The sequence below is a fragment of the Mesorhizobium sp. B2-2-3 genome (assembly GCF_006442405.1).
GTDB lineage: Bacteria > Pseudomonadota > Alphaproteobacteria > Rhizobiales > Rhizobiaceae > Mesorhizobium.
In genome coordinates this window covers 1-16,629 of sequence record NZ_VFWC01000005.1, presented here as the reverse complement: position 1 = coordinate 16,629, position 16,629 = coordinate 1, and the positions used below count along the sequence as shown (strand labels likewise).

Genomic DNA, 16,629 nt, shown 5'->3' with positions numbered 1-16,629 from the left:
AGGTCAGCGGTTCCTTCGAAGAGACGTCGCGGGAATCGTTCGGGAGGAGGATCGATGGCGTCTGTCGCGATTAGCGAGGTTTACAAATCATTCGGGACCGTCGAGGTTCTGCACGGCGTCAGCGTGAACATCGACGACGGCGAATTCGTCACGCTGGTCGGGCCGTCGGGTTGCGGAAAATCAACCCTGCTCAGGATGATCGCGGGCCTGGAAAAGATTTCGCGGGGCCAGATCGCGATTGGCGAGCGTGTCGTCAACAACGTTGCGCCGAAGGAACGCGACGTCGCCATGGTCTTCCAGAACTATGCGCTGTACCCGCATATGACCGTCGCCGAGAACATGGCGTTTTCGCTCATGCTGAAGGGCGTTTCGAAGGCTGAGAGCGGCGCCGGCGTCCAGCGCGCTGCGGAGATTCTGGGGCTCGTGCCGCTGTTGGCGCGCTATCCCCGCCAGCTTTCCGGCGGACAGCGCCAGCGAGTTGCCATGGGGCGGGCGATCGTGCGCGATCCGGCGGTTTTCCTGTTCGACGAGCCGCTGTCCAATCTTGACGCCAAGCTCAGGGTGCAGATGCGCGCCGAGATCAAGGAACTGCACCAGCGCCTGAAAACCACGACGGTCTATGTTACCCATGACCAGATCGAAGCCATGACCATGGCAGACAAGATCGTGGTCATGCATGACGGCATCGTCGAGCAGATCGGGCCGCCGCTGGAACTCTACGACAGGCCGGACAATCTCTTCGTCGCCAGTTTCATCGGCTCGCCCGCCATGAATTTGCTGCGGGGCGAAATCGCGACGAACGGGTCGCCGTCCTTTCGGGGCGCGGGCGGAATTTCCGTGCCGTTGGACGCAGCATCGTCCGTCAAAGGCGGCGAGCCGGTGGTGCTGGGCATACGGCCCGAGCATTTGCGGCTGTCCGACCAGGGCATTGCGGTCACCATCGCGGTGATCGAGCCGACCGGGTCGGAGGTACAGCTCATCGGCCGGACAGCCGGCGGTGAAGAGATCGTGGCCAACTTCCGGGAACGTCATTCCTTCACGCCGGGCGAAACCATCCGGCTCACCGCCGAACCCGGCCTCATTCATCTCTTCCACGGCGAAACCGGGCAGCGGCTTCAAACGCGCAGCAAGCTGTAGAGACCAAAGGGCAAGAGAAACAAACAGGAGGAACGAGCATGAAATTCACCAGACGTGACGTGATCCGCACGACGGCCGGCGCTGCTGCCGGCGTTTTGGGAAGCCGCTTCGCCGGCTCTCCGGCATTCGCCCAGGAGGGGCTGAAGTACAAGCCGGAGGACGGTGCGAAGCTCAGGCTGCTGCGCTGGTCGCCTTTCGTGCAGGGTGACGAGGACCAGTGGCTGAAAAACACCAAGCGGTTCACCGAAGCGACGGGCGTGGAGGTACGTGTCGACAAGGAAAGCTGGGAAGACATTCGCCCCAAGGCAGCGGTCGCCGCCAATGTCGGTTCAGGTCCGGATCTGATGTTCGTCTGGTTCGACGACCCGCATCAGTATCCCGACAAGCTGCACGACGTGACGGAACTGGGCGAGTATCTGGGGTCGAAATATGGCGGCTGGCACGACGGACCAAAGCAATATGCGACCCGGGAAGGCAAATTCATCGGCCTGCCGCTCGCCACCATCGGAAATGCCATCGTCTATCGGGAAAGCTGGGTGAAAGAGGCCGGCTTTTCGGAGTTCCCCAAGGATACGAAAGGCTTCCTCGAACTTTGCAAGGCCCTGCAGGCGAAGGGGCATCCGGCCGGCTTCACGCACGGCCATGGTGTCGGCGACGGCAACAACTACGCGCACTGGCTGCTGTGGAGCCATGGCGGCCAGATGGTCGACGAGAGCGGCAAGGTGACGATCAACAGCCCCGAGACCCTCAAGGCGATCGAATACGCGCAGGAACTCTACAAGACTTTTATTCCAGGCACCGAAAGCTGGCTCGACGTCAACAACAATCGCGCCTTCCTGGCCGGCGAACTCAGTGTGATCGCCAATGGCATTTCCGCCTACAACACGGCCAAGATCAACAAGGACAATGATCCGAAGCTGGCGGAAATGGCCAAGGACATACGCACCACCAACCTGCCGATCGGTCCTGTCGGCAAATCCGTCGAACTGTTCCAGGTGACCACAGCCGTCATCTTCGACTACACGCCCTACCCCAACGCGGCCAAAGCCTATCTGCAATTCATGTTCGAGGACCCGCAAATGCCAGATTGGATCACCTCCTCGGCGGGCTACTGCTGCCAGACGCTCAAGGCGTTCGACAACAATCCGGTGTGGACAGCCGATCCGAACAATGCCGCTTACGCCAAGGCTTCGGCGACGCTGCGGCCCAACGGCTATGCCGGGCCGCTCGGCTATGCCTCGGCGGCGACCATGGCCGACTATGTCCTGGTCGACATGTTCGCCAAGGCCGTCACGGGACAGGCCACGCCCCAGGAGGCAATGGAAGAGGCGGAAAAGCGCGCAAACCGGTATTATCGCGTTTGATCCATGCCAGCTGAGCCTGGCGGCACTGCCCCGCGCTATCCGACCCTCCGGAAGCGCAGGGCGGCCGCCAGGCCGATCAACGAGACCCTTGCAGGGAGCCCGCCCCATGGCCGTGCCGTCCGTCGCCGCTCAGCCGCGTTCCTCGATGCTGTCGCGCCTGGCCGAGAGCAGGAACGCGCTTGGCTTCGGCTTCATGCTGCCGGCGGCGGCATTGCTGCTTGTCTTCCTGACCTATCCGCTTGGGCTCGGCGTCTGGCTCGGCTTCACCGATGCCCGCATCGGCCGTCCCGGCATCTTCATCGGCATCGAGAACTATGAATATCTGTGGAGCGACGCCGTTTTCTGGCTCTCCGTCTTCAATACCCTGCTCTACACCGTCAGCGCCTCGATCCTGAAATTCGCGCTCGGCCTTTGGCTGGCGCTTATCCTCAATCAGAACCTTCCCTTCAAATCGTTCTTCCGCGCGATTGTCCTGCTGCCGTGGGTGGTGCCGACGGTGCTCTCGGCAATCGCCTTCTGGTGGATTTACGATTCGCAGTTCTCGATCCTGTCCTGGGCGCTCCAGCAGATGGGCCTGATCGACCATCGCATCAATTTCCTCGGCGATCCGGAGAACGCGCGTGCTTCGGTGATCGCGGCCAATGTCTGGCGCGGCATCCCTTTCGTAGCCATCACGCTGCTTGCCGGCTTGCAGACAATCCCCCAATCGCTTTACGAGGCCGCCACGCTCGACGGCGCCAGCCGCTGGCAATTGTTTCGCCATGTGACGCTGCCGCTGCTCACCCCTATCATCGCGATCACGATGACGTTCTCGGTGCTGTTCACCTTCACGGATTTCCAGCTGATCTATGTGCTGACCCGCGGCGGACCGGTAAATGCCACCCATCTGATGGCGACGCTGTCGTTCCAGCGCGGCATTTCGGGCGGCCAGCTCGGCGAGGGCGCTGCGATCGCGGTCGCCATGATCCCATTCCTCCTTGCCGCAATCCTGTTCAGTTATTTCGGCTTGCAACGCCGTAAATGGCAGCAGGGGGGCGGAGACTGACATGGCTGCGACCAGGAAGACAAAACAGCCGCAGCTCGATGAAGGCGGCATGGGCTATTTGCAGAGCGTGCCGCGCCGTGTGGTGACGGTCTATCTCCCCCTGCTCGTGTTCGTCATCGTGCTCTTATTCCCGTTCTACTGGATGACGATCACAGCGGTTAAGCCCAATGTCGAAATGACCGACTATGCCAATTTCAACCCGCTCTGGGTCGTGCATCCGACATTGGAGCACATCCGCTATCTTCTCTTCGAGACGTCCTATCCGGGCTGGCTGCTCAACACGATCATCATTTCGACCGCCGCCACTTCCCTGTCGCTGGTGGCGTCGGTTTTCGCGGCCTATGCGATCGAGCGGCTGCGGTTCTCCGGGGCACGGCAGGTCGGCCTCGCGGTGTTCCTCGCCTATCTCGTGCCGCCCTCGATACTGTTCATCCCCTTGTCGGTGATGGTGTTCAACCTCGGGCTTTACGACACACCCTTCGCGCTCATCCTCACCTACCCGACCTTCCTGATCCCCTTCTGCACCTGGCTGCTGATGGGTTACTTCCGCTCCATCCCCTTTGAACTGGAAGAATGCGCGCTCATAGACGGGGCAAGCCGCTGGCAGATCCTGAGCAAGATCGTGCTGCCCCTGTCGGTGCCAGGCCTGATCTCGGCGGGCATATTCGCATTCACCCTGTCATGGAACGAGTTCATCTATGCCTTGACGTTCATCCAGTCGTCCGAAAACAAGACCGTGCCGGTCGGGGTGCTCACCGAACTCGTCCGCTCCGACGTCTATGAGTGGGGTGCCCTGATGGCGGGCGCGCTGATCGGATCCCTGCCGGTCGTCGTGCTTTACTCGTTCTTCGTCGAGCACTATGTCTCCTCGATGACCGGCGCGGTGAAGGAATAGCGCCGCCCCGATGCCGCGGGCGCTTTTCCTGGAATGCCCTAGCCCAGGCTTTTGCCGTAGCGGGCAAAGCTTTCGGCCAGGACGGTCGTGCTCGCACCGGCCCGTTCGGGCCGTTTGTAGATGCCGCCTTCGACGCGGATCGGCTCCTCGAAGTGATCCTTGATCCAGGGGATGTATTCGAGGATCGTCGATGCAGGATGCCAGTAGCTCAGATGCACATGCACCTGGCTCATCTCCCCTGCATGCGGAACGACGGGAAGCCGATGCGCCAGTGCCAGGTCCGCGACCTGGATGTATTCGGTTATTCCTCCGAGCCGCGTGACGTCCGGCTGGACGTAGGCGACGGCTCCTGCATCGACGAAGGAGCGGAACGCGTCGATGGTGTAGAGCTGCTCGCCGAGCGCGATCGGGATCGATGTATTGCGCGCGAGCGTGGCGTGGCTGGCGACATCGTCATACCAGAGCGGCTCCTCGAACCAGTAGATATCGAGGTCGCGCGCCAGCGCGCAGAACCGCTGGCAGGTCGGAAGATCCCACTTGCCGTTGCCGTCGATTGCGATCCGGATCCTTGATCCGACACGTTTGCGCACAGCCGCCAGGCGCTCGACGTCGACATTTGGGTCGTCATGGCCGACCTTGATCTTGATGCGTGTGAATCCATCCTCCTCGACGGCTTTCGCGGAGCCGCGCAGCAACGTGTCCAGGTCGAACGAAATCCAGCCGATATCGGTATTGTAAGCCTCCAGGGCATCGGTGCGCGCGCCGCCGAGATAACTCCACAGCGGCAGGCCCGCCCATTTCGCCTTCAGATCCCACAGCGCGATATCGATTGCAGCCAGCGCCAGATGCGTGATGCCGGCCCGACCGACCCATTGAAGCGAAGGATGGCGCGCAAGCCTGGTCCATAGGCGCTGATGATCCGAGGCGTCTTCGCCTACCAGAAGCGGCGCGTAACACTCGCCGATGCAGGACGTTATCAGCCGGTCGGCGGCCAGATGGGCATGCGTGCCGGTGAAGCCATAACCTTCCAGCCCATCCGTGGTGACGATCTTCGTACCCACGACACCCCAATGGGTAATGCTGTGGGTCGAGTCCGAAATGGAGTCCGAGGTGAGTGGAAGATGGAGAATGAACGGGCGGACGGAGGCGATTTTCATCTATGACCCTTGGCGGATATGAATTTGTCAATGAAGGAGCTGCGAGAGGAATTCGCGTGCCCGCTGATGCTTCGGGGCTGCGAAGAATTCCTTCGGCGTGGCCTCCTCGAGTATCCGACCCTTGTCCATGAAGACGACCCGGTCGGCCACCTGGCTGGCGAAGCCCATTTCGTGCGTCACGCAAATCATCGTCATGCCTTCGGATGCCAGCGAGACCATGGTGTCGAGCACTTCCTTGACCATTTCCGGATCGAGAGCCGAGGTCGGTTCATCGAAGAGCATGATCCTGGGTTGCATGCAGAGCGCTCGGGCAATCGCGACGCGCTGCTGCTGACCGCCGGAAAGCTGGGACGGATACTTATCCGCCTGATCTGCGATCCGAACCTTTTGCAACATCTCCAGCGCTCTCTCCGAAGCGTCCTTGCGGGATTTTCCGAGCACGCGGACCGGCGCCAGCGTACAATTCTCGATTACCTTGAGATGCGGGAAGAGGTTGAACTGCTGGAACACCATGCCGATGTCCCGGCGCGGAACCATACGTCCATGGGACTTCTCGACCAGCGGTTTCCCGTCGATTTCCACCGAGCCTTGCTGCAGGTCTTCCAAGCCGTTGATGCAGCGGATCAAGGTCGACTTGCCTGAGCCCGACGGCCCGCAGACGACGATCTTTTCGCCCTTCGCCACCTCAAGGCTGACGTGATCGAGCGCCTGAAACCCGCCGAACATCTTCACCGCGTCGCGCAGTTTCACAAAGGCGCTGCCGTTGGCGTCCATGAACTCCTCCTTGTTGCGAGGTTGGCTTGTAACCCGAAAGATCGAAATCGGAAAATAAAAAATTTTCTATTTTTAATTTTTCTGTTGCGCCGAACCGGAACCTGACCGATGCTTGGGCCATGAGCATGATCAAGACAACATTGGCCGAGCAGGCCTACCAGGAGCTGCGGTCGCGGATCGTCGGCGGCAGGCTGGCAGGCGGGCAACGCCTGTTGCCAAACGAATTGGCGGCGGAACTGGGCATCAGTCCCACGCCTGTCAAGGAAGCCTGCCTGCGGCTGGAGGCGGACGGGCTTCTCGTCAATTCCTCGCGGCGCGGCATGGTGGTCCGCAGCTTCAACGAGGAAGCCGTCGAGGAATTATACGCGGCCAGGACACTGCTCGAGAAAGGGGCCGTGGAAGCAGCCTTCGACGCAGGACGGCTCGATGAGGCGCTGCGGGCGAAGCTCCAGGACAGCCTCGGAAACCACAGGCGCTTCGCCAAAGGGTCGTCGCTCGACGATCTGGCGAAGGCGCTCTCCCATGACCGGGCCTTCCACAGTTCGCTCGTCGGCGCCGCGGGGATACCGATGATCTCCGAGGTCCACTCCCGCATTGTCGGCCAGACGCATACGGTCTTCGTCTCGATTCCAGGCGATTACAGCCGCTCGGTCGAGGAGCACCAAAATATTCTCGATGCCATCATCGCCGGCAAGAAGAGCCAGATCCTCGCGGCGCTGCAGCGACATCTCGAGAGAAGCCGGCAGAACACCTTGCGCCAGGTGAAAGTCCTTGCGCGAGCGATCGAACCGAACCTTGTTTAAAGACCGGGGACGAGTGTGGAGTACCTAGATTTTTCCGGGACATTCGCGCGCGGCGACCTGTTCGTGCACGCCGCCATGCTGACCGTCGGCCTGTCGGCCGCCGCGCTGGTTCTGGGCATGTGCGTCGGCATCGTCGGCGCCCTGATGAGACTTTCGAGCTCGAAAGTCCTCTCCTCAATCGCGGCCGCCTATGTGGAGATCATCCGCAACACGCCGTTTCTGGTGCAGATCTATATCGTCTATTTCGGCCTGCCCTCGATCGGCATCCGCATTTCCGAAGTGACGGCGGCCATCCTCTCCCTGACGCTCTACGCGGGCGCCTATATCACCGAGATCGTCCGTGTCGGTATCCAGACGATCGGCAAGGGACAGCGGGAGGCGGCGCACACGCTTGGCATGTCACCGTATCTCACCTTCCGCTATGTCGTTCTGCTGCCGGCGATTTCAGCGATCTTCCCGGCACTGACCAGCCAGTTCATCCTGATCATGCTGGCCTCCAGCGTCGTTTCCGTCATCTCCGTCCCGGAACTGACCGGCGTCGCCAATGACGTGCAGGGCCTGACCTTCAGAAGCCTGGAAGCCTATCTCGTGGTCGCGGCCATCTACCTTGTCCTGACGGCTGCATTCAAAGGCGTCTTCGCGCTGATTGACCGCGCCCTCTTCTCCTTCCGCTTTGCAGGGCGATGACGATGTTCCAGACATTCAACCTCCATCATGTCGGGTTTCTGCTGCAATGTGGGACGTGGACGGTCGCCCTCTCGGGAATTGCGCTTGCAGGCGGCGCCATCGGCGGATCGATTATCGCCCTCATGCGCCTCTCCCGTTTCGCCTGGCTGCGCTGGATCGCACAGGCCTACATCTATGTCATCCAGGGAACGCCCCTGCTCGTCATTCTCTTCATCGCCTATTTCGGCGTCGCCAATCTCGGCTATGACCTTCCGGCGATCTACGCGGCCGGCCTTGGATTTACGCTCTACAGCAGCGCGTTCCTCGGCGAGATCTGGCGCGGGTCGATCCAGTCGATCAACAAGGGGCAATGGGAAGCGTCGTTCGTGCTGGCGCTTGGCTGGCGGCACACGATGACCGACGTCATCATCCCGCAGGCGCTTCGCGTCGCCATTCCTCCGACGGTCGGCTTCTCCGTTCAGGTCGTCAAGAACACCGCGCTTGCTTCGGTCGTCGGCTTTATCGAACTGACGAGAGCAGGACAGATCGTCTCCAGCGCCACGTTCCAGCCGCTGCCCGTCTATCTGACGGTCGCGGCCATCTACTTCGGCATCTGCTCCATACTGTCCCATGCCAGCCGCCGCCTGGAGCGCCGCCTGCAGCAGGCAGCCAACTGAAGATCCGGTTCATCACACCAGGGAGGAAAGTATCATGCTATTGAAGAGACTTGCTGTCGGGGTCGCCGCGATGCTGGCGATGATATTGCCCGCAAAGGCCGAGAGCACGCTGGACGCCATCGTGCAGCGCGGCACCATCAATGTCGGCGTCGGCCTTGGAACGCCGCCTTATGGCCTGATGGACAGCAGCATGCAGCCCGACGGCTATGACGTGTCCGTGGCAAAGGCAATCGCCCGCGATCTCGGCGTCAAGGTCAACATCGTCGACACGACGGCAGCCAACCGCATCCCGAACCTGACTTCGGGCAAGCTCGACATCGTGATCTATTCGTTCTCGATCACCGCCGAGCGCGCCAAGGCCATCGCGTTCACCAACACGTACTATGTCGACCAGCAGGTCTATGTCGGTCCCGCCGACCAGCCGATCACCAAGATCGAGGATCTGGCGGGCAGGAAGATCGGCGTGACGCGGGCCAGCACGAACGACATCGTCATGACCAAAAAGGCCGTCGAAGGCGCACAGATCCAGCGCTATGACGATGACGCGTCGACATCCCAGGCGCTGTTCGCAGGCCAGGTCGAAGGCATCGTGACCAGCGGCGCGCTTGCCCGCGCCGTCGAGGAGCACGATCCTAACCTCAAGAAGCAGTTCGTTGTGGCGCAGGCGCCGATGGGCATAGGCCTGCGCCGCAACGACCCGGACTTCCTGCACTGGCTGAACACGGAGCTCTTCATGCTTCAGTCGACAGGTGAGCTGCAGGCCCTGCAGAAAAAATGGATGGGTGTCGAAGTCGACCTGCCCCGCTTCTGAGAATGACTGGATCCGGGACTCCCCGGATCCACACATGCCGCTGCGATCGGTTTATCGAAGGTTTTTCCATGAAAATCACGGATGTGAAGGTGCGCTGCTGCCAGCGCAAACCAGGCGATTTTGCCGCCAGCGCGTTTCGAACCGGGGATTTCGCGAAGTTCGAATTTCTCACCGTCACCATGATGACGGACACCGGGCTCGAGGCAACCGCCTTCGGGTTCGCCGGTCGTTCGGCGGCGGGCGCCGGCAGGCTGATTGCCGACACGCTGCGTCCGTTCTTCATCGGCCGTGACCCGCTCGACCGGGAAAAGGCATGGCACGATTTCCGGGTGGCCGACCGCTGGTGGGGCCACTTGCCGATCTATGCCTACGGACCATTCGACACCTGCCTCTGGCTGCTGTCGGCCACCGCCGCCGGGCAGCCTCTCTACAAATATCTCGGCGCCTTCCGCGAACGCGTGCCGGTCTATGGCAGCTCGATGATCCTGTCGGGGCCGCAGGACTATGTGAAAGAGGCGCTGCGCGCCAGGGCCGAAGGGTTGCGGGCCTACAAGCTCCATACACCCGGTCTCGATCTCGACTACGATATCGACGTCCATCGCCAGGTCCGCGCCGCCGTCGGGCCGGATTTCACGCTGATGTCGGATCCGGTCTCGATGTTCAATCTCGAGCAGTCGATCCGCTTCGGCCGCGAGCTGGAAAGGCTCGACTTCTACTGGCTGGAAGAGCCTTTATACGACGAGGACGTTCATTCGCTGCGGGAGCTCGCACGCACGCTCGAAATCCCGCTCGTCGGGACAGAAGTCCTTGCGAAGCACCCTTACAGCATCGCCGAATGCATCTCGACGCGTGTCGTCGATCGTGTCCGGGCAGACGTTTCCTGGACGGGCGGCGTCACGGGCGTCATGAAGACGGCCCGCCTCGCCGAAGCCTTCGGCGTCAATTGCGAGATCCATACCGCCATCTTCCACCCGATGGAGATCGTCAACCTGCATTGCGCCGCGGCGATCAAGAACTGCGACTTCTTCGAAGTGCTCTATCCAATGGAGAACTTCGCCTTCGGCCTCAAGCAGCCGCTGCCGATCAAGGACGGCTACGCCGCGCCGCCGTCAGCCCCCGGCCTCGGGGTCGAGATCGACTGGGATGCCATCGACAACAGCACGATCTGTGAGGCCTGAGCGCCATGATGAAAGCTGTCTGCCTCGAGGAACCCGGCAAGATCTCGCTGGTCGAATTGCCCGAACCAAAACCGGGCCCGGGCGAAGTCGCGGTGCGGATGGAGTATGTGGGGTATTGCGGTTCCGACCTGACGTCGTTTCGCGGCCTCAATCCGCTGATCTCCTACCCGCGCGTCCTGGGCCATGAAATCTCCGGCACCATCTCGGCGCTCGGCGACGGCGTCAGCGCGCTTGCGGTCGGCCAGTCCGTGACTATTCTTCCCTATTTCAATTGCGGCAGGTGCCATGCGTGCCGCCTTGGCAGGCCGAACGCCTGCAAGGACAACCGGACGATGGGCGTCCAGCGCGAGGGCGCGATGGCCTCGATCATCGTCGTTCCCGCGGGCAAGATCATTCCGGTCGAGGGCATGCGCCAGCGGGACCTCGCGCTGATCGAGCCGCTTGCCGTCGGCTTCCATGCCGTCCGCCGCTCCGAGCTTTCGGCTGGAGAAACCGTCGTCATCCTTGGCTGCGGCGTCATTGGGCTCGGCGCCTTGCTCGGCGCTGTCAGGCGGGGCTCACGCGTGATCGCAGTGGACCTTAGCGCCGACAAACTCGCCGTTGCCAAGGTGCTCGGCGCCACTGACACCATCGATGCGTCGCGCGAAGATGTCCTGGCGCATGTCCTGGAACTGACCAGTGGGGACGGTCCGCAGGTCGTCATCGAGGCGGTCGGCGCGGATGCGACCTTTCGGCAGGCGATCGATCTCGTGGCGTCCTGCGGCCGGGTCGTCTATGTCGGCTACGCCAAGAACAAGATCGCTTACGACACCAAGTTCTTCCTGCTCAAGGAGATGGATATCCGCGGGTCGCGCGGCTCCGAGATCGCCGATTTCCACGATGTTATCGGCTATCTGAAGCAACATCGGGACGCCGGCGACCGCATCGTCTCACGCGTCGTGCCAATCGAGGAAGCCGGTGCGGCCATGCAAGCCTGGGACAAGAGCCCCGGAGGCTTCACCAAGATCGTCGTCCGGATCGAAGCGAAGGAAGACGCATGAGCATCAAGGATATCTTCGGGCTGGAGGGGCAGCATGCGCTGGTGACCGGCGGCGGAAGCGGTCTCGGCCTTGCGATCGCCACCTGTTTCGTCGAAGCCGGCGCCAAGGTGACGATCGTCGGCACCAACGCCGCGAAGCTCGCTGCCGCCTGCGAGACGCTGGGGCCTTCCGCCACGAGCCATGTCTTCGACGTGACCGACACTGCCGGTGCCACGGGTTTCGCCAGCGAGGTGGCAAAAAAATCCGGACGCGTCTCGATCCTCGTCAACAATGCCGGCAACACGGTCAAGAAGCCGCTCGGCGAGATGAGCGTCGAGGCTTTCAATTCGGTGCTGAACGTCCATGTCGGCGGCGCCTTCGCCCTCTCGCGCGCCTTCCTGCCGCAGGTGACGGAAGCAAGGGGCAGCATTCTTTTCACCGCCTCGATGAGCTCTTTCCTCGGCATTCCCAACGTGATCGGCTATTCGGCGGCGAAAGCCGCCTATGTCGGCATGGTGAGGGCGCTCGCGACCGAACTTGCGCCCAGCGGGATACGCGTCAACGGTGTGGCACCAGGCTGGATCGACACCGCGCTTCTACGCCAGGCCACCGCAGCCGATCCGGAAAGGGCGCGCAAGATCAACAGCCGCATTCCCATGGGTCGTTTCGGCGAGGGCGCCGATATCGGCTGGGCCATGACCTATCTCGCCTCACGCGCCTCAGCCTATGTGACCGGCCATATACTGGTGGTCGACGGCGGCGCGCTGCACGGCTTCTGACACCATAGTTTTTCGAGGGAGAAAACAGATGACGACCGATACTGACAAGGCGATCTTCGAAGTCATCCGCAAGGAACTCTTCACGGCCGTCGTCGGCGACGTGCTCGATGTAATGGGCCACCGCCGGCAGTTCCTGCCGGCCGGGATCGTGCCGTTGCAGCCGGAGATGAAAGTCATCGGCCGCGCGATGCCGGTGCTGGAGGCGGACGTGTTTTCCGGCGGTTCGCCGGATGCGCACGGTCCGCTCGCGAACAAACCGTTCGGCCTCATGATGGAAGCGCTGGACAGCCTGACGGAGAACGATGTCTACATCGCCAGCGGCTCCTCCTTCCGCTACGCGCTGTGGGGCGGGCTGATGTCCACCAGGGCCCAGAAGCTGAAGGCTGCCGGCGCCGTCCTCAACGGCTATATCCGCGACTCCTGGGAAATCGAAAAGCTCGGCTTTTCGGTCTTCTCGCGCGGCATCTATGCCCAAGACCAGGGCCCGCGAGGCAAGGTGATCGACTATGGCTGCCCACTCGAGATCGAAGGCATCCTGGTAACGCCCGGCGACCTGATCTTCGGCGACCGCGAGGGCGTGCTTGTGATCCCGCGCGAGGCGGAAAAGGAAGCGATCGAGCGCGCGATCGAGAAGGTCAGCACAGAGAACAAGGTCGCAACCGCGATCCGCGACGGCATGAGCGCCTGCGAAGCCTTCCGTACCTTCGGCGTCATGTGAGCCGACGATGGACGATCCTCGTCTGCTCCTGCTCTGCGATCACGACAATGTGCTGGTCGCCTGCCGGCGCATCGAAGCCGGTGAGACCATCATCGTTGGCGGCGAGTCGCGCATTCTGATCAAGGCCGTGGAGCTCGGCCACAAGCTGGCGCGGCTGCCGATCGCCCCGGGGATGAAGGTCATCAAATACGGCGTCCCGATCGGCTCGGCGACGCGGTCGATCGGACCCGGCGAGCACGTCCATATTCACAATCTGAAGAGCGACTACACCAAAACGCACGTAATAGCGGAGACCGGATCATGACCGGCGAACAGTCCACCATCCTCGGCTATCTCAGGCCGGACGGTCGCAAGGGCATCCGCAACATTGTGATCGTGGCCTATCTGGTAGAGTGCGCGCATCATGTCGGTCGCGAAATTGTCTCCCATTTCCGCGGCAGGGACGTGCATCTGATCGGCTTTCCAGGCTGCTTTCCCAATCCCTATGCGCAGCGGATGATGGAGCGTCTGTGTACGCATCCCAATGTCGCCGCGGTACTGCTGCTGTCACTGGGATGCGAAAGCTTCAACAAATTCTCGCTCGCCCGCACCGTCGAGGCAAGCGGACGGCCGGTGGCCACGCTGACGATCCAGGAAAACGGCGGTACTTTGTCGACGATTTCCGACGGCATCGAATGGGTCGGGCAACGCCTGCAAGAGCTGGGCGCGGTCGCGAGAGTGCCAATGGATGCGAGTGAACTTATTGTCGGCACGATCTGCGGCGGGTCGGACGGCACCAGCGGCATGACCGGCAATCCCGCCGCCGGCCTTGCCTTCGATCGGCTGGTCCGTGCGGGAGCAGCCTGTATTTTCGAGGAGACCGGCGAGCTGATCGGCTGCGAAGAGATCATGGCGAGCCGTGCCGTGACGCCTGAACTCGGCGTCGAGCTGCGCGCCTCCGTGGCAAAGGCAGCGCAATACTACGCGACGCTAGGCTATGGCAGTTTCGCTCCGGGCAATGCCGATGGCGGCCTATCCACCATCGAGGAGAAATCGATGGGTGCCTATGCCAAATCGGGCTCGTCGCCGATTTCGGGCCTCATCAAGCCGGGCGACATTCCCCCTGGCGGCGGACTCTACCTGATGGATGTCGTGCCGGACGGGGACGTGCGTTTTGGCTTCCCCAACATCTCGGACAATGCCGAGATCGTGGAGCTCATCGCTTCCGGTTGTCACCTCACGCTCTTCGTCACCGGCCGCGGTTCGGTCTCGGGGTCGGCGGTCGCACCGGTCATAAAGATCTGCGCCAATCCCGAAACATACCGTCGCCTGTCGGGCGACATGGACGTCGATGCCGGACGTATCCTCGAAGGGGCCGCCACCTTGTCGGATGTCGGCGACGAAATCTTCAATCTGGTTCTTGCTGTCGCCAATGGCCATGCGACGAAATCCGAACAACTCGGGCACCGCGAATTCATCCTGACCTACAAGACTTTCGAACCGATCGGTCCCGCATGTCTGCCGGGCGCACAGCGAAAGGCTGGTCACCGAAGCTGAAGCTGCCGGCGTTTGCCGTGTGCCTGCGAGCGCTGTTTGCCTCTGTGCTGAAGCTGCGCGATCCTTGACCAGCGCAGGAGCAAATGCGTGGCGGGCCGAACAATCTGGCGACAAGCTCACTCGTTTTGTTTGAAGCGCGGCACGCCGAAACGGATTCATGCGAGCCGCTTAGGTCTTGTTTTGCATGTCGCTAGATCGAACCGAGGTTGCTTGGGCAAACCAGCATTGGGCTGGCGGCTCGCAACCGCCTCACCTCCATACGGACAATTCAAATCAGCGGGCCTGCGTCAGCCATACGCCGCTTCCTGATATCTGGGGGAAGCGTCTTCTCGTTTTGGCGAGGGTTCTGTTCCGCCGGCGCGAATGAGCTGCCTGCCTGGTCGGAAAAAAACAGCTTCCAGCGGCCCGGGCGGAACGCTACCCGGCTCTTCTGGGCCGCGGGATGATCGACGGGCAGCTCGATCTCGACGCGCTGGCGTTCGCCGCCGATCTCGAGTTCCACCCGGCGGGTGCCGGCGACGCGGCGGCTGGCGACCACCGTGCCGGCGATGCAGCCAGAGCAGCCGCTCAGCAATTCGACGTCGTGCGGGCGGAAGTACAGCCTGGCGTTGCCGCTGGCGGCCTCCGGCGCCGACAGCCCGATCGGGCGATCGGCGAGCCAGACCTCGCCATTCTCGACCTTGACGGGAAGCGAGCTCGATTCGCCGATGAAGCCATAGACGAAAGGCGAGTTCGGCCTGTCATAGATGTCATCGGCGGTGCCGACCTGCTCGATGCGGCCCTGGCTCATCACCACGACGCGGTCGGCAAGCTCCAGCGCCTCTTCCTGGTCGTGGGTGACGAAGACGGTGGTGTGGCCGGTGGCGTCATGGATGTCGCGCAGCCAGCGGCGCAGTTCCCGGCGCACCTGCGCATCGAGCGCGCCGAACGGCTCGTCGAGCAGAAGCACTTTGGGTTCGATCGCCATGGCGCGGGCCAGCGCGACGCGCTGGCGCTGGCCGCCGGATAGCTGCGCCGGATAGCGCTTTTCCAGGCCCGAGAGCTGGACCAGGTCGAGCAGCTCGGAGGCGCGGCGGCGGATCTCCTGCGCCGGCGGCCGCGTCGAGCCCTGCCGGACCTTGAGGCCGAAGCCGATATTGTCCGAGACCGTCATGTGCCGGAACAGCGCGTAGTGCTGGAAGACGAAGCCGACATTGCGCTCCTGGATCGATTTGTGCGAGGCGTCCTCGTCGCCGAAGAAGATCTTGCCGCGCGTCGGCCGCTCCAGCCCGGCAATCAGCCGCAGCAGCGTCGTCTTGCCCGAGCCCGACGGCCCCAGCAACGCGATCAGCTCGCCCGACTTGATGTCGAGCGACACGTCATGGAGCGCGGGAAACCGCTCGAACTCCTTGCGCACATTGGCAACGCGAACTTCCATCAACAGTCCCTTTGTAGTGGCTGCATGCCGTTATCCCAAATCGGTTCCCGCTTTTGGGCGACATCAAATCCTTGATCATGCATGTCGTTATCCCAAAACCGGTTTCCACTTTTGGGCGACATGCATCAATGTCCACGCGCCGCGGCGATCTCGGCGCCGTAACGCATCTCGAGCAGTGTCTTCAGGACCAGCGTCACCAGCGCCAGGCCGGCCAGCAGCGAGGCGACGGCAAAGGCGCCGACGGCGTTGTATTCATTGTAGAGGATCTCGACATGCAGCGGCATGGTGTTGGTCAGGCCGCGTATATGGCCCGACACCACCGAGACCGCGCCGAACTCGCCCATGGCGCGCGCATTGCACAAGAGCACGCCGTAGAGCAGCCCCCATTTGACGTTGGGCAGCGTCACATACCAGAAGGCCTGCCAGCCATTGGCGCCAAGCGACAGCGCGGCCTCCTCGTCGCCATTGCCCTGTTCCTGCATCAGCGGGATCAGCTCGCGGGCCACGAAGGGGAAGGTGACGAAGATGGTGGCCAGCACAATGCCGGGCACGGCGAACAGGATGACGATGCCATGCGCCTTCAGCCAGGCGCCGAGCAGCCCCTGGGCGCCGAACAGAAGCACGTAGACCAGGCCCGAGATGACCGGCGAGAC

General features: G+C 62.3%; 18 protein-coding genes. 14 read left to right on the top strand and 4 right to left on the bottom strand.

Going from position 1 to position 16,629, the window contains the following annotated elements; all coding sequences use genetic code 11:
* Positions 1–54: 54 nt before the first annotated feature.
* The 4 genes from ugpC (at position 55) to FJ951_RS10685 (ending at position 4,441) form a co-directional block, all read left to right on the top strand.
* Positions 55–1,137: a sn-glycerol-3-phosphate ABC transporter ATP-binding protein UgpC gene (gene ugpC / locus FJ951_RS10700; RefSeq protein ID WP_140514990.1), complete on the top strand. Its 1,083-nt coding sequence runs from the start codon at positions 55–57 to the stop codon at positions 1,135–1,137.
* Between the two features lie 38 nt (positions 1,138–1,175).
* Positions 1,176–2,501, top strand: coding sequence for an ABC transporter substrate-binding protein (locus FJ951_RS10695; RefSeq protein WP_140498408.1), 1,326 nt, complete (start codon positions 1,176–1,178; stop codon positions 2,499–2,501).
* A 106-nt stretch (positions 2,502–2,607) separates the two neighbouring features.
* Positions 2,608–3,546 (top strand): sugar ABC transporter permease, encoded by a 939-nt coding sequence (locus FJ951_RS10690; RefSeq protein WP_140498409.1) that lies wholly within the window; start codon positions 2,608–2,610, stop codon positions 3,544–3,546.
* A gap of 1 nt (position 3,547) precedes the next feature.
* Positions 3,548–4,441 (top strand): carbohydrate ABC transporter permease, encoded by an 894-nt coding sequence (locus tag FJ951_RS10685; protein ID WP_140514989.1) that lies wholly within the window; start codon positions 3,548–3,550, stop codon positions 4,439–4,441.
* A 38-nt stretch (positions 4,442–4,479) separates the two neighbouring features.
* Here the strand turns inward: FJ951_RS10685 and FJ951_RS10680 are convergent, their stop codons facing one another.
* Positions 4,480–5,598 (bottom strand): mandelate racemase/muconate lactonizing enzyme family protein, encoded by a 1,119-nt coding sequence (locus FJ951_RS10680; RefSeq protein WP_140514987.1) that lies wholly within the window; start codon positions 5,596–5,598, stop codon positions 4,480–4,482.
* Between the two features lie 27 nt (positions 5,599–5,625).
* Entirely contained in the window at positions 5,626–6,372 is a 747-nt protein-coding gene (locus tag FJ951_RS10675) for an amino acid ABC transporter ATP-binding protein (protein WP_140514986.1), read from the bottom strand.
* A 119-nt stretch (positions 6,373–6,491) separates the two neighbouring features.
* Here FJ951_RS10675 and FJ951_RS10670 point away from each other — a divergent pair, with 119 nt between their 5' ends.
* From FJ951_RS10670 to FJ951_RS10625, 10 genes are all read left to right on the top strand, one after another.
* Positions 6,492–7,175 (top strand): GntR family transcriptional regulator, encoded by a 684-nt coding sequence (locus FJ951_RS10670; RefSeq protein ID WP_140514984.1) that lies wholly within the window; start codon positions 6,492–6,494, stop codon positions 7,173–7,175.
* Positions 7,176–7,190: 15 nt separating this feature from the next.
* Positions 7,191–7,862 carry an amino acid ABC transporter permease gene (locus tag FJ951_RS10665; protein ID WP_140514983.1) on the top strand — a complete coding sequence of 224 codons (672 nt, stop codon included), beginning with the start codon at positions 7,191–7,193 and terminating at the stop codon, positions 7,860–7,862.
* A 2-nt stretch (positions 7,863–7,864) separates the two neighbouring features.
* Positions 7,865–8,518 carry an amino acid ABC transporter permease gene (locus FJ951_RS10660; protein WP_140514981.1) on the top strand — a complete coding sequence of 218 codons (654 nt, stop codon included), beginning with the start codon at positions 7,865–7,867 and terminating at the stop codon, positions 8,516–8,518.
* 34 nt (positions 8,519–8,552) lie between these two features.
* Positions 8,553–9,329 (top strand): transporter substrate-binding domain-containing protein, encoded by a 777-nt coding sequence (locus FJ951_RS10655; RefSeq protein ID WP_181165309.1) that lies wholly within the window; start codon positions 8,553–8,555, stop codon positions 9,327–9,329.
* A 68-nt stretch (positions 9,330–9,397) separates the two neighbouring features.
* Complete coding sequence (locus FJ951_RS10650; RefSeq protein WP_140514980.1) at positions 9,398–10,507, top strand: enolase C-terminal domain-like protein; 1,110 nt, start codon at positions 9,398–9,400, stop codon at positions 10,505–10,507.
* 5 nt (positions 10,508–10,512) lie between these two features.
* Positions 10,513–11,547: a zinc-binding alcohol dehydrogenase family protein gene (locus FJ951_RS10645; protein WP_140514978.1), complete on the top strand. Its 1,035-nt coding sequence runs from the start codon at positions 10,513–10,515 to the stop codon at positions 11,545–11,547.
* The gene (locus FJ951_RS10640; protein ID WP_140514976.1) at positions 11,544–12,305 is read left to right on the top strand and encodes an SDR family oxidoreductase; all 762 of its coding nucleotides are present in this window, start codon (positions 11,544–11,546) and stop codon (positions 12,303–12,305) included. Before FJ951_RS10645 ends, FJ951_RS10640 begins: the two co-directional genes overlap by 4 nt.
* Positions 12,306–12,333: 28 nt before the next feature.
* The gene (locus FJ951_RS10635) at positions 12,334–13,023 is read left to right on the top strand and encodes an RraA family protein (protein WP_140514975.1); all 690 of its coding nucleotides are present in this window, start codon (positions 12,334–12,336) and stop codon (positions 13,021–13,023) included.
* A gap of 7 nt (positions 13,024–13,030) precedes the next feature.
* Positions 13,031–13,327: a UxaA family hydrolase gene (locus tag FJ951_RS10630; protein ID WP_140498421.1), complete on the top strand. Its 297-nt coding sequence runs from the start codon at positions 13,031–13,033 to the stop codon at positions 13,325–13,327.
* A complete protein-coding gene (locus FJ951_RS10625) occupies positions 13,324–14,559 on the top strand; it encodes a UxaA family hydrolase (RefSeq protein WP_140514973.1) in 1,236 nt (411 codons plus the stop codon). Before FJ951_RS10630 ends, FJ951_RS10625 begins: the two co-directional genes overlap by 4 nt.
* A 268-nt stretch (positions 14,560–14,827) precedes the next feature.
* Here FJ951_RS10625 and FJ951_RS10620 read toward each other — a convergent pair whose 3' ends face one another.
* Together FJ951_RS10620 and FJ951_RS10615 are read right to left on the bottom strand one after the other, a co-directional pair.
* Positions 14,828–15,976: a sulfate/molybdate ABC transporter ATP-binding protein gene (locus tag FJ951_RS10620; protein WP_140514972.1), complete on the bottom strand. Its 1,149-nt coding sequence runs from the start codon at positions 15,974–15,976 to the stop codon at positions 14,828–14,830.
* A 125-nt stretch (positions 15,977–16,101) separates the two neighbouring features.
* A partial coding sequence (locus FJ951_RS10615; RefSeq protein WP_140514970.1) for an ABC transporter permease subunit occupies positions 16,102–16,629 on the bottom strand: 528 nt, incomplete at its 5' end.